We start from the raw sequence: 13352 nt of genomic DNA on the forward strand, positions 1-13352 counted from the left end.
CATCATTCCTCCACCCGGACTTCACGAAACATTCCCATTTCCATGTGATAGAGCAAATGGCAGTGATACGCCCAGCGGCCAAGCGCATCTGCTGTCACTCTGTAACTGCGTTTTGTACCAGGGGGAACATCTATTGTGTGTTTACGAACCATGAAATTACCGTTTTCATCTTCCAGATCGCTCCACATACCATGCAGGTGAATGGGGTGAGTCATCATGGTATCGTTGATCAGCGTGATCCTGAGCCGCTCACCGTATTTCAGCAGCACCGGTGCGGCATCTGAAAACTTGATCCCGTTAAATGACCAGGCAAACTTTTCCATGTGGCCGGTTAAATGCAGTTCTATGGTACGGCCAGGTTCACGTCCGTCAGGATCCTCAAAGCGGCTTTTCAAATCCGCGTACGTGAGAACCTTTCTTCCGTTATTTCGAAGACCAATACCCGGATCATTTAATTTCGGAGAGACGCTCATCGCCTGCATATCAACCAGTGGGTTATCCGTTTCTGACGCAGGATGACTTTGCATACCCGGCATTCCGGCCATCCGGGAATGATCCATACCGGCCATGCTGCTGTGATCCATGGGCGCGGAGGATGTCCCGCTATCCGGAAGGTCAGCACCGTCCATAGACATCATCTCTCCGCTGTTATCCATGCCTCCCATCTGGCTGTGGTCCATTCCTGCCATATCATGTCCCATTCCCCCCATACCCATATCTTCCATGGTCAACAGAGGACGGGGATCGAGGGGGGGAACGGCAGCACTTAACCCCTCTCTCGTGGCCAGTGTCCCTCGAGCGTAACCGGTCCTGTCCATGGATTGTGCGAAGATGGTATAGGCCTCACCCTGAGGCTCCACAATGACATCATAGGTTTCGGCAACGGCAATCCTGAATTCGTCAACGGTAACCGGGTTTACATACTGGCCATCTGCAGCCACGACCGTCATTTTCAGCCCGGGGATACGGATATCGAAATAGGTCATTGCCGAGCCGTTGATAAACCGTAAGCGTATCTTTTCACCGGGACGGAACAGTCCGGTCCAGTTTTTCAGCGGGGCCTGCCCGTTCATGAGATAGGTGTAGGTGTAGCCACTGACATCCGCGAGGTCAGTCGGATTCATTTTCATTTCAGCCCACATTTTCCGATCGGCAATGGTGGCTGACAGCCCCCTGGTATTCACGTCGCGGAAAAAAGAGCCAACGGTTGGTTTATTGAAATTGTAGTAATCCGACTGTTTTTTTAATTTTTTCAGCAGGCTGTGAGGATTTTCATCGGTCCAGTCAGACAACATGACCACATGCTCACGATCGTAAGCAAACGGTTCTGGCTCCCTGGCATCGATGATAATGGCACCGTATACCCCCTCCTGTTCCTGCAGACCGGAATGGCTGTGGTACCAGTAAGTCCCGTTCTGCTTAACCTTAAAGGTGTAAACGTAGGTATCATCAGGCTCTATGCCCATAAAACTCAGCCCCGGAACACCATCCATATTGGCCGGAAGAATAATGCCGTGCCAGTGAATGGACGTCTGTTCATTAAGACGGTTTTTGACCTTCAGGGTAATGGTGTCACCTTCTTTCCAGCGAAGAACGGGCCCCGGCAGGCCTCCATTGATTGTTTTGGCCTGACGCTCACTGCCCGTGATATTGACGGCCGTTTCACCAATGGTCAGGTCAAACTGAGTACCCTGCAGGGATGCGGCAACTGGCAGGCTCAGACTGGAACGCGCATTGAAACTCCATACGCCAAGACTTCCGGCTACGCCAGAGAGGGTTAACCCCTTCAGGAAAGTTCGTCGAGACGTTTTCAACAGCATGCGCATTCCCTTATTTAAAGTATGGTTACTGACAGAATTCGAGAACCGATTTAAATTAAATTACTGGTTCATCCACTTACAATGAAATGAAGCTAGCACACCTTAAGAAACAAATTCATTACAATCGTGTAATGTACATAGCTGTATTACATTTACGTCATCTTCCCCACAGGTTGATTATTTTTATATATGATCATAAGGACATCTTTTATGTACCTCAGAAGGTAATTACACATGAATATATTAATCACGACCACTGCGTTTACAGCTTTATTTTGTGGGGCAGCTTTTGCTCAGTCCAGTGATATTGCCCATGAAGCACATCGATTTGTTAATAATGCCTCAGCCGTCAGTCATGTGAATTCCTCGACGCATGAAAATTTGCCGGACAGGATTAATAAAAACAGCACGCCCTCATTCTCTGAAATGAATGAACATGAAAGGGCCATTGTTGCTCATTCATTTATGAACAACAGCGCGTCCTATGCACATCAGAAAATGATTGAGGAACATAAAAAAATGCTGTCCGAGAGTGGTGAAAATTCAAAGACCTTCTCTTCTTCTTTTAACGAACTGAATGCCGGAGAGAAAGCCGCCCTCGTGCATGAGCAGGTCAATAATGCCGGTGCGGAAGCTCATCAGACGCAGGCAAGAAAGCTTCGCGGCCTGTATTCGTCCAGGTAACTGCAGGCGGGTTAGTGCTTAGCGTCAGGTGCGCAGCAGGGCTTTACTGACGGGTTACGTAGCAGGACATGAGCCCCATATTGCTCTGCCGTAACCTGTTTCAGTCCCGTTAATCATCACCGTCGGGCTGGTCATACAGTTCCCAGAGCTTCAGGAGCAAACGGGAAACAAGATATGTTACAAAAATGACGACCATCAACGGTGCTCCCGATTAACTGACAGATGACACGCCTCCTGAAAACCCCTAGCATACGCCGCAGTGTTCATGCTAACGGCGAATTCCAGTAAATGTATTCTACCGATGTCGTAAAAGAAAATGCCTACCTTTCAGCCACCCGCTCGGGGCTGGAATCGAACGAGATCGCTACTCTTCAGCGCTCCTTGCCTTCCCGGTTTAATCTGCGGCATTTGAAAAAAAATGAATCATTAAAACTCGTACTGCAAAAGAAAGCGGGAAAATCACGTGTCGTGGCCTATAAATTTACGTCCGGTTCATTTAATTACACGGCGTATCGTATATCAGATAAAAAGTTCTATAACCTTTCCGATACTTCCGGGAAAGGCAGTCTCGATTATCCGTTACCGGCCACAGCAAGACTCAGTTCGCCTTTCAATCCTGCAAGACTTAACCCGGTATCGGGAAAAGTGAGTCCCCATAATGGCATTGATTATTCCATGCCCATGAACACGAAAATAGTCAGCGTCATCGACGGAAAAATCACCCGGGCCGAATACAACAGTACCATGGGATATTTTGTTGAAGTAACGGGAAAAGCCGGTGTTAAAACTCGCTATCTCCACCTCAATAAAATACTCGTTACTAAAGGGGCCAGGGTTACACGGGGAGGTGCTATTGCGTTATCCGGTAACAGCGGACGTTCATCCGGTCCTCATCTGCATTACGAGCTGGTCATCAATAACAACCCTGTTAACTCTCTGGCGTTCCGGGCAGCGGCACCCGCTGATAACAAACTCGAACAGCATGCCTTTGCGCATGTCAGAGACTACGAACGATACCTGGACTGATAACGGGACCGCGACGCGGCCCCGTCTGCCGGATTAATTTTTTTTATCGTTTTCACTTCCGTGATGTTGATGATCTCCATGCCCTCCGTGGCCGTGGAAAAGATGCATTAGCGGGCAGACCAGCAATAACAGATATGGCCAGTAACCTGCCACATGTGACCAGTGTTCGCGCAGGAGGGCAAATGCCGTGATCGCGGCGACAGCAATAAGCGCATAGGTGGTACTTTTCATACTGGACTCCTTCTGTTCGTAACTGACCCTTCACTCAGTGTTATTTCCCGAGCCTGACACTTTTCAGACGCAACGCATTCACAATGACGCTGACGGAGGAAAGAGCCATGGCCGCCGCCGCAATAACTGGCGACAGCAGTATTCCATACACAGGATAAAGCAGACCTGCAGCCACAGGCACGCCAAGTGCGTTGTAGATAAATGCAAAAAACAGATTCTGCCGGATATTTTTCATGGTGATCTCTGACAGATGACGGGCCCTGTTCAGTATCATCAGGTCGCCTTTGAGAAGGGTGACTCCGGCACTTTCAATTGCGACATCAGTACCCGTTCCCATGGCTATGCCCACGTCAGCCGCAGCCAGCGCCGGGGCATCATTTACACCGTCTCCGGCCATCGCGACTACATGGCCAGACGCTTTCAGTCGGGTTATTACTGTTTTTTTGCCGTCCGGCAGGATCCCGGCTTCAACCTCATCTATTCCCAGCTTCCGTGCGACAGCTTCAGCTGTAAGCTGGTTATCCCCGGTGAGCATAACTATGCGGATCCCCGCCTGACGCAGAGCTTTAAGCGCATCCGGCGTGGTTGCTTTCACGGGATCCGAGATAGCTATCAGGCCAGCAAGATGCCCGTCTGTGGCCACATAGATAACGGTAGCGCCTTCCATCCGCAACGTATCCGCAACGGCCTTTTGATTATCAATAACGATACTGTTTTCCTGCATAGCCAGTTCATTACCGATAACAACCCGTTGACCTTCGACATCGCCTGAGACACCTTTACCCGACGGCGCATCGAAATGAGTGACTGCGGGTATTGCGATCCCCTTTTCCTGTGCTGCTTTAACAACTGCCATACCCAGCGGATGCTGCGAGCCTTTTTCCACTGCGGCCGTTACACGCAAAAGAGATGTTTCCCCACCCGGATTGAGACTGATAATCCCTGTCACCGTAGGTGAACCTTCCGTGAGCGTGCCTGTTTTGTCGACAACCAGCGTGTCCACTTTTTCAAGACGCTCCAGGGCTTCGGCATTCCTGATTAACACCCCGGCCTGGGCTCCTTTGCCCACCCCCACCATTATCGACATCGGCGTGGCCAGCCCCAGCGCGCAGGGACAGGCAATAATCAGGACCGACACAGCCGCAATGAGACCGTGCGCCATCCTGGGCTCGGGCCCCCAGACAGACCAGATCACGAAAGCAACAACCGCGATAAGTATCACCAGAGGAACAAACCAGCCTGAAACGCTGTCAGCCATTCTCTGGATGGGGGCACGCGAACGCTGTGCATCAGCGACCATCTGAACAATTCGTGAGAGCATCGTTTCATCACCGACTTTCTCTGCACGGATGATAAGACTACCTGTCTGATTAATCGTCCCCCCAATGGCAGGGTCACCCTCCGTTTTGGTAACCGGCATAGACTCCCCGGTCACCATCGATTCATCAACGGTTGTTTTGCCTTCGATCACGATACCGTCGACCGGAATACTCTCTCCAGGTCTGATGCGGAGCTTATCGCCAGGCAGGACATCTTCCGCATTAATATCCGTTTCATGACCGTCATGATCCAGCCGCCTGGCGGTTTTGGGGGCAAGATTCAGAAGCGCAGTAATGGCACCTGAGGTTTGTTCCCGCGCCCGCAGCTCAAGAACCTGTCCCAGCAGAACAAGCACTGTAATAACTGCTGCGGCTTCAAAATAAACGGCCACCAGGCCATCCATGTTTCTGAACGATGCAGGAAACCAGGAGGGGAAGACGGTTGCAATGACGCTGTACACCCAGGCTACGCCGGTCCCCATTGCAACAAGGGTAAACATATTCAGGGAGCGGTTACGTAACGACATTCCGGCCCGGGCGAAGAATGGCCAGCCACACCACAACACGACAGGAGAGGCCAGAAGCAGCTGCAGCCATGTGTTGTACTGTGGCGGTACTGTATTCCTCAAGGCGGGAAACAGATGAGATCCCATTTCGAGTACCAGAACCGGAAACGCCAGCAACAACCCCAGCCAGAAGCGTCTTGTCATGTCGCGAAGTTCATCACTCGGCCCCGTGGATGCCGTGGCTACAAGCGGCTCCAGTGCCATTCCACAGACAGGACAGCTTCCGGGACCACTACGGCGTATCTCCGGGTGCATCTGACATGTCCACACACCTTCAGAATTCTCTTTTTCCGCCTGGTGGTGAGGCTGTTTTATCTGATCAGGGCTGACTTCGTGATAATCGTGGTGATGGTGTTGGGAATGTTCACTGGCATCTTCGGTAAGATACCGATCGGGATGGGCTTTAAATTTGCTCTCACAGCTGGCGGAGCAGAAATAAAGCTGATGGTCCTGGTATCGAATGCTGCTGTGCGCCCTGTCGGGCAGGATGGCCATCCCGCACACGGGATCTTTCACCTTATGCACTACGTGACTCTCGTCCGGGGATAATGTCTGCTCAGAAGCAGTCTGATTGTTGTGCTGCACTGCATTGTCATTTTTCACAGTAACTCTCCTTATGCATACCTGAAGCATCTTCTGTCTTCAGGGTATGTCATGGATGCGATTACCACGAATGTCGCCGGCACAGGAGTGCCTGCTACCGGCGTCCCGTTATCAGCCGTTCCGCTGACTATTCGATTCGCTGGAAGACTTTTTTACTTCCATCCGGTGAGAATGCGATAACATCGTAAGCCTCTTTTCGGGCTCCCATCTCCATTCCAGGACTTCCTGCTGGCATACCGGGGGTGGCGAGACCGTATATACCCGAACCAGACTGCATTGCCTTATGTATCGTTGTCGCAGGCACATGGCCTTCAATGATCAAATTACCGGCAACCGCGGTATGACAACTTCGTAGTCCTGCAGGAATAGCATGCTTTTCTTTCAGGGCTGACAGCGCCTGATCATTCATGACGTGAGTTCGTACTTCAAACCCGTCTTTTTCCATCGCTTTGCCCCACAGGGAACAACAGCCACAGTTTTCAGATTTGTACATATCAATCACTTTTTCACTCGCCATCGCGGGCAGTGAAAGGCCGAGAGCCAGCGCCATCAGAACCACTTTTTTCATACTCACCTCTGTATATTATCGATTTAAACCCTGACGTCAGGGTGAATCAGTAAAGAAGGACACCCACAGGGGGTGCCCTTTCAGGTTCAGGACACGCTTTTTTTATGTCTGCGCAGCCAGATTAATTTGTAGGCGGCAGGAATAATGAACAGGGACAGCAGCGGAGCCGTGATCATCCCACCAATCATGGGTGCCGCGATACGGCTCATGACTTCTGAACCTGCACCAGTTCCCCAGAGTATTGGCAGCAGACCCGCAATGATCACCGCCACGGTCATGGCTTTCGGCCGGACACGTAGTACGGCACCATGATAGAGGGCTTCATCAAGGCCTTCCGGTGTGAACGTCTCTTTACGGGACAATTCCGGGTGCGCTTCAATCGCATGACGCAGATACATCAGCATGACCACGCCAAACTCTGCTGCCACCCCGGCCAGAGCGATAAACCCGGTTCCGGTCGCCACTGACATATGGAAGCCCTGCCAGTACAGGAACCATATCCCGCCAACCAGGGCAAACGGCAGGCTCATCAGGATCAACAGGGCTTCATCAACCCTGCGGAATGCCAGATATAACAGGATGAAGATGATCATCACCGTCATCGGCACCATCAGCTTCAGTTTCTTGTTGGCATGCTCAAGCAGTTCAAACTGTCCGGAGAATGACACGCTGGTACCCGGTCTCAGTTTCACTTTCTGACCGATCGCCGTTTTAATGTCATTAACCACTGACACCATATCCCTGCCGCGCGCGTCAATGTAAATCCAGCTGGCTGGACGGGCATTTTCCGTTTTCAGCATAGTCGGCCCTGAAACGACCTTGATATCCGCAACATCGCCCAGTGTGATCTGCTGCTTCATCGGGGTCAGGATCGGCATCTGTTTCAGCGCCTGTGGACTGTTACGGTAATCCTGCGGATAGCGGATATTAATCGGGTACCGGGCCACGCCTTCCACCGTTTCCCCTACCGTCGCACCGCCGATGGCTGATGAAATGAACAGCTGCACATCGCCCACCGTCATTCCGTAGCGGGAGGCTTTTTCCCGGTTGATATCGATATCGATGTAGCGCCCACCCTCAAGTCGCTCAGCCAGGGCAGACACCACGCCCGGTACCGTTTTGGCTACCGCTTCAATACTCTGCGCCGTCGCATCGATATCGGACAGAACCGTTCCGGACACCTTGATACCTATCGGGCTTTTGATCCCGGTTGAGAGCATATCAATACGGTTACGGATTGGCGGCACCCAGAGGTTTGCCAGCCCCGGTAACCGGACGGTCCTGTCGAGTTCTTCAATAATCTTGTCAATGGTCATGCCTGGACGCCACTGATCCTCAGGTTTGAGCTGGATCGTGGTTTCAACCATTTCGAGCGGTGCGGAATCCGTTGCGGTCTCTGCTTTACCGGTCTTGCCAAATACAGAGGCCACTTCAGGAACGCTTTTGATTAACTTGTCCGTCGTCTGCAGGAGCGCTGCAGCTTCAGCCGGAGAGACACCCGGCAGGGTCGACGGCATATACAACAGGTCGCCCTCGTTAATCTTCGGCAGAAACTCACCGCCCACCTGGCTCAGTGGCCAGATAACGGTGAAAATGGACAAGGCCGCAACCAGCAGGGTTGTTTTTGGCCAGTGGAGAACCCGCAACAGCAATGGATGATACGCTTTGATCAGTACCCGGTTCAGGGGGTTACTGGTCTCTGCAGGAATTTTCCCCCGGATCCAGAATCCCATCAGAATCGGAATGACGATGATGGCCAGCGCGGCCGCGCCCGCCATGGAGTACGTTTTCGTGAATGCCAGCGGGCCAAACAGACGTCCTTCCTGACCTTCCAGGGTAAAGATAGGAATAAAGGACAGGGTGATGATCAGCAGGCTGATAAACAGTGCGGGTCCCACTTCAACGGAGGCGTCGGTAATCACCTTCCAGCGGGTGGCGTTGTCAATCTGCTCACCCGGATGCTGATGATCCCACTCCTCAAGCCGCTTATGCGCATTCTCAATCATCACAATGGCGGCATCCACCATCGCACCGACGGCAATCGCTATCCCTCCCAGCGACATGATATTGGCGTTCAGTCCCTGGAAGTGCATGACGATAAAGGCGATACACAGGCCAAGCGGCAGAGAGATAATCGCCACGAGGGCAGAACGTACGTGCCACAGGAACAGGGCACAGACGATGGCCACCACGATAAACTCTTCCAGAAGTTTGGAACTGAGGTTATCAATCGCCCGGTCGATTAACTGGCTGCGATCATAGGTGGTCACGATTTCAACGCCTTCCGGCAGGCTGGCCTTCAGCGTCTCAAGTTTATCCCTCACTGCCGTGATAACGTCGCGTGCATTTTTACCCGACCGCAGGATCACCACGCCGCCAGCGACTTCGCCCTGGCCGTTCAGCTCGGCAATACCACGCCGCATTTCAGGCCCGGTCTGCACGCGGGCAACATCCCGCAGATAAACCGGCACGCCGTTCTCGCCGGTTTTCAGGACGATGTTATTAAAATCATCAATGCTCTGAAGATAACCGCTGGCACGGACCATATACTCCGCTTCTGCAATTTCAACGGATGAGCCACCGGCCTCCTGGTTAGACAATTCAAGGGCCTGTTTCACTTCGGGCAGGCTGATACCATACTGAGACAGTTTTACCGGATTGACCTGAATCTGGTACTGTTTCACCACGCCGCCAACCGAAGCGACCTCAGCCACGTTCGGGATGGTTTTCAGCTCAAATTTCAGGAACCAGTCCTGCAGAGAGCGCAGTTCCGAAAGGTCGTGTTTTCCGCTGCGATCGACCAGAGCATATTCAAAAATCCAGCCCACGCCCGTGGCATCAGGACCGATTTCAGAACTCACACCGGCAGGCAGTTTTCCCTGAACCTGATTCAGGTACTCCAGCACGCGAGAGCGAGCCCAGTACAGATCGGTGCCGTCTTCAAAAATGACATACACATACGAATCACCGAACTGTGAAAAACCGCGCACGGTTTTTGCGCCAGGCACGGACAGCATGGTGGTGGTAAGCGGATAGGTGACCTGGTTTTCAACGATCTGCGGGGCCTGGCCGGGATAGCTGGTTTTGATAATGACCTGCACATCTGACAGGTCAGGCAAGGCATCGACCGGCGTGTTAATAATCGTCCATGTGCCCCAGATGCTGAGAAACAGGGCCCCCATCATGACCAGGAAACGGTTGGCGACAGAGCGCCGGATAATCCATTCAATCATCGTCGTCTCCTCAGTGCCCTGAATGCGTATTTACAGGCTGGTCAGACATTGCTGGCATACTGCTTTCTGTTTTTTCAGGGTGGCGCATACGTTCCAGTGCGCCCGTAATATTGGCTTCAGAGTCAATGAGGAACAGGCCACTGACCACCACGGTATCGCCTTCATTCAGGCCGGAGCCGATGCCGGACTGTTGCTGTGATTCATGCAGAACGTGGATCTGTTTCGGCACAAACTTGCCTTCATCATCAACAGTAATCACGCGCTGTTCTTTGCCGGTATCGATAACGGCCTGGCTTGGTATCAGCAGCATCTCCTGGCTCCTGGTATTCAGTTTCAGATAGGCATTCATGCCCGGCTTGAGAAACTCATCCTTATTAGAAACCTGGAGACGGACCTGAAGCGTACGGGTTGTCTGATCCACGCTGGGAAGAATGTTCCATTTTTCGACATGGAATGTTTTATCCGGATAAGCCGGTACCGAAATTTCAAACTGCGACGTATCTTTCAGCAGATAGGCGATAGATTCTGGCACTGCAGCGCTGATCCAGACCGGATCCATTCCCTGAATCTGAGCCACCACCTTATCTTTCGAAATATTCATGCCGGTGCGCAGGTCAAATGCAGTAATGACGCCATCAATAGGTGCTTTAATGGTAAAACGGGTCTGGATGGTGCGGGTTGAACGCAGCCTTTGAATATCCTCTTCCGGCATACCAGCCAGACGAAGTCGCTCCAGAACCCCTTTTATCTGGGTTGGCGTACCGCCTGTACCGGATAACAGCAGGAACTCACTTTGTGCCTCAACCCATTCAGGAATGGTGATATCGATAAGCGGAGTGCCTTTCTTCACATGATCGCCAATCGTCAGGGGATACACTTTTTCGACGAAACCGTCAGAACGCGCCTGCACAATGACAAACTGATACTCGTTGTAACTGACATTAGCCGGGATTGTCTGAGAATAATTCAGCATTCCTCGCGTGACTTTTTGCGTTTTTAATCCCAGATTCTGAACCTGGGTTGGGTCGATACGGATCCCGCCACTGCTTTTATCGCCACTTTCATCAGCATATTTTGGCACCAGGTCCATATCCATAAAGGGCGATTTTCCGGGTTTATCAAATTTGGTATCCGGTTTCATCGGGTCATACCAGAAAAGTACCTTTTTCTCCGGTGCCTTTTGTTCTGTTTGTACTGTTTTTTGTGATGAGTTTACATACTGCCAGGCAGTAACCGATATCAGCCCTCCTGCTATGAGGCTGCTGATAATTATTGCAGCATATTTTATCTTTAAAGAAGCCATACAATTTCTCGCTGAAAAATCAAAACACCTGGCATATGCGCCCGATCATTCATTCACAGTAATCCCTTAATGAATGTTCAGGCGCACTGGATGTATTCGCTCCGGACTGTTAATCAGGATTGCGTCACGTTAATGCTTTTGAGTAAGGAGATATTGCCCTGCTGAATAAACGAGAAATCGACATGGTTGCCGGTTTTCAGGGCATTGATAGCGTCGTCTGCATTAACAAAAGTGAAGCGCATGGTCATTGCAGGCCAGCCCACCGCAGGGATTGCTTCGTGCGAAATGGTGATTTTTTTACTATTCATATCAATGTCTTTAACGATACCTGTGCCCTTGATAACCTGCTGTACCGAAGCATCACTGGCAGCATTCATATCGCCATGCTGATGTGTTTCAGCATGAAGACCGGCAGAAAACATGACAGAGAAGGCACCAAATAAAACGGCTTTAAGTGAATTACGCATTTTTTAATTTCCTGATTAATTAAATAAATTTACTCTACCCAACCGCCACCCAGCGCGGTAAACAGATTAATTTCGTTAACCTGTCGGGAATAGGTAAGATCGAGAATGGTTTGCTGCGTAGCGAAGAGGGAACGTTCTGCATCCAGCACTTCGATGTAACTGACAGCACCACTTGCATACAATCCTCTGGCACGCTGGAGAGTTATCTGAAGTGAATCAAGATAACGCTGCTGAGACTCAAGTTGCTGGCTAAGGCTGTCGCGCAGCGCAAGCGTGTCGGAAACATCCTTAAAGGCTGACTGAATTTTTTGTTCGTAATTAACCACCGACTGTTGCTGGCGAATTTCAGCCAGCTTCAGATTGGCTTTATTCCTGCCAGCATTAAATATAGGAATTTCAATTTTAGGGATAAAATTCCACATTCCACTTCCTGACGTAAACAGGCTGGACAGCTCCGTACTGCTTGCGGAAAGACCACTGGTCAGGGTAATGGAGGGGAAAAACGCCGCTCGCGCTGCGCCAATATTGGCATCAGCCGCTTTCAGCTGGTATTCCGCTTCCATAATATCCGGGCGCTGCAGCAAAATTTGTGAAGACAGATTTGGTGGCAATTTTACTGGGGCTATCTCCCCGCCTTTCATCCCTTTTTCTGACGGAAGTGCGCGGTACGTTCCCAGCACCAGTTGCAGGGCATTGTTTGCCTGAGCCAGATCGCCTTCTCGTTTGGCTATTTCGGCGCGGGTACTTTCAATTTGTCCTCTCGCCTGTTCAAGTGCCAGAACGTTCGTACTCCCGGTCACGAGCTGTTGCTCAACGAAAGCATAGGACTGTTGATAATTTTTCAGCGTTTCCCGCGCAATACGGAGTTGTTCGTACGCCAGTTGCTGGCTGAAATAGCTTTGTGAAACGCTGGATACCAGCAGGATGTGTACGGCCCGACGGGCTTCTTCGCTGGCAAAGTAGTTCTGGCGATCAGCGTCACTCATGTTCTTAAGTTTGCCGAAAAAATCGAGCTCGTAGCTGAGTTCCAGACCCGCGTCGTACTCCTGTGTGGACGGCTTGTCGCCTTTCAGGCCACCGCTGTATGTGATCCCGGATGAGGCATTCAGCTGGGGATAACGATCTGCATCCGTGACGTTGAACTGGGCCCGGGCCTCTTCAACCTTCAGGGCAGCCATTCTCAAATCACGGTTATTATTCAGGGCTTCAGTAATCAGCCGTGTAACCTGGGGATCGACAAAAAAGTTACGCCAGCCCGTATCCTGATAACCATTCACTGCTGGCGTCAGGCTGTTTCGGGACAGTGAAAACTGCTGGGGTACCGGTGCTGCCGGGCGCTGATATTCAGGGGCCAGAGAGACACAACCGGCCAGGATGAATATCGTGCTAATGCTGAGTAATTTTAATTTGAACATAACGCTTCTCGTCCAGGCAGACCTGGTAAATGGTTCAAATGAAGTCCAGAGTATTGATAGGGGTACTTTACCGAACGCTCTCTGTTTGCCGGGTGACAGGATAATGACAATGTTGTC

10 protein-coding genes are annotated in these 13352 nt (G+C 51.2%); 2 read left to right on the forward strand and 8 right to left on the reverse strand.

Annotation, left to right across the window (positions count from 1 at the left end; translation table 11 throughout):
- Positions 1-2 precede the first annotated feature (2 nt).
- Entirely contained in the window at positions 3-1820 is a 1818-nt protein-coding gene (gene pcoA / locus AC0Z7K_RS18775; protein ID WP_000925242.1) for a multicopper oxidase PcoA, read from the reverse strand.
- 234 nt (positions 1821-2054) lie between these two features.
- Here pcoA and AC0Z7K_RS18780 point away from each other — a divergent pair, with 234 nt between their 5' ends.
- Complete coding sequence (locus tag AC0Z7K_RS18780) at positions 2055-2504, forward strand: copper resistance protein (protein ID WP_112197756.1); 450 nt, start codon at positions 2055-2057, stop codon at positions 2502-2504.
- Between the two features lie 288 nt (positions 2505-2792).
- Positions 2793-3530 (forward strand): peptidoglycan DD-metalloendopeptidase family protein, encoded by a 738-nt coding sequence (locus AC0Z7K_RS18785; RefSeq protein WP_000287502.1) that lies wholly within the window; start codon positions 2793-2795, stop codon positions 3528-3530.
- A 33-nt stretch (positions 3531-3563) separates the two neighbouring features.
- Here the strand turns inward: AC0Z7K_RS18785 and AC0Z7K_RS18790 are convergent, their stop codons facing one another.
- The 7 genes from AC0Z7K_RS18790 to silC all read right to left on the reverse strand — a co-directional run bounded on the left by AC0Z7K_RS18790 (position 3564) and on the right by silC (position 13235).
- Positions 3564-3761, reverse strand: coding sequence for a DUF2933 domain-containing protein (locus AC0Z7K_RS18790; protein ID WP_224267067.1), 198 nt, complete (start codon positions 3759-3761; stop codon positions 3564-3566).
- Between the two features lie 40 nt (positions 3762-3801).
- The gene (silP, locus tag AC0Z7K_RS18795; RefSeq protein ID WP_485615478.1) at positions 3802-6279 is read right to left on the reverse strand and encodes an Ag(+)-translocating P-type ATPase SilP; all 2478 of its coding nucleotides are present in this window, start codon (positions 6277-6279) and stop codon (positions 3802-3804) included.
- A 97-nt stretch (positions 6280-6376) separates the two neighbouring features.
- Positions 6377-6817, reverse strand: a complete 441-nt coding sequence (locus AC0Z7K_RS18800; RefSeq protein WP_000758228.1) for a DUF411 domain-containing protein — start codon at positions 6815-6817, stop codon at positions 6377-6379.
- 86 nt (positions 6818-6903) lie between these two features.
- The gene (silA, locus tag AC0Z7K_RS18805; protein ID WP_416187162.1) at positions 6904-10050 is read right to left on the reverse strand and encodes a Cu(+)/Ag(+) efflux RND transporter permease subunit SilA; all 3147 of its coding nucleotides are present in this window, start codon (positions 10048-10050) and stop codon (positions 6904-6906) included.
- A 10-nt stretch (positions 10051-10060) separates the two neighbouring features.
- A complete protein-coding gene (silB, locus tag AC0Z7K_RS18810; protein WP_112197753.1) occupies positions 10061-11353 on the reverse strand; it encodes a Cu(+)/Ag(+) efflux RND transporter periplasmic adaptor subunit SilB in 1293 nt (430 codons plus the stop codon).
- A 113-nt stretch (positions 11354-11466) separates the two neighbouring features.
- On the reverse strand, positions 11467-11820 hold the full coding sequence (locus AC0Z7K_RS18815; protein WP_001246152.1) for a Cu(+)/Ag(+) efflux RND transporter periplasmic metallochaperone SilF: 354 nt from the start codon (positions 11818-11820) through the stop codon (positions 11467-11469).
- 29 nt (positions 11821-11849) lie between these two features.
- Complete coding sequence (gene silC, locus AC0Z7K_RS18820; RefSeq protein WP_112197752.1) at positions 11850-13235, reverse strand: Cu(+)/Ag(+) efflux RND transporter outer membrane channel SilC; 1386 nt, start codon at positions 13233-13235, stop codon at positions 11850-11852.
- Between the last annotated feature and the right edge of the window lie 117 nt (positions 13236-13352).

This window comes from Rahnella sp. 1L-D-7-B-C2 (assembly GCF_057290995.1).

What these genes read in the sequence shown, in the direction of transcription:
- AC0Z7K_RS18785 (WP_000287502.1), top strand. Translation starts at nt 2,793, where the DNA reads ATGTATTCTACCGATGTCGTAAAAGAAAATGCCTACCTTTCAGCCACC.
- AC0Z7K_RS18800 (WP_000758228.1), bottom strand. Translation starts at nt 6,817, where the DNA reads ATGAAAAAAGTGGTTCTGATGGCGCTGGCTCTCGGCCTTTCACTGCCC.
- silC (WP_112197752.1), bottom strand. Translation starts at nt 13,235, where the DNA reads ATGTTCAAATTAAAATTACTCAGCATTAGCACGATATTCATCCTGGCC.
- pcoA (WP_000925242.1), bottom strand. Translation starts at nt 1,820, where the DNA reads ATGCTGTTGAAAACGTCTCGACGAACTTTCCTGAAGGGGTTAACCCTC.
- AC0Z7K_RS18780 (WP_112197756.1), top strand. Translation starts at nt 2,055, where the DNA reads ATGAATATATTAATCACGACCACTGCGTTTACAGCTTTATTTTGTGGG.
- AC0Z7K_RS18790 (WP_224267067.1), bottom strand. Translation starts at nt 3,761, where the DNA reads ATGAAAAGTACCACCTATGCGCTTATTGCTGTCGCCGCGATCACGGCA.
- AC0Z7K_RS18815 (WP_001246152.1), bottom strand. Translation starts at nt 11,820, where the DNA reads ATGCGTAATTCACTTAAAGCCGTTTTATTTGGTGCCTTCTCTGTCATG.
- silA (WP_416187162.1), bottom strand. Translation starts at nt 10,050, where the DNA reads ATGATTGAATGGATTATCCGGCGCTCTGTCGCCAACCGTTTCCTGGTC.
- silB (WP_112197753.1), bottom strand. Translation starts at nt 11,353, where the DNA reads ATGGCTTCTTTAAAGATAAAATATGCTGCAATAATTATCAGCAGCCTC.
- silP (WP_485615478.1), bottom strand. Translation starts at nt 6,279, where the DNA reads ATGCTTCAGGTATGCATAAGGAGAGTTACTGTGAAAAATGACAATGCA.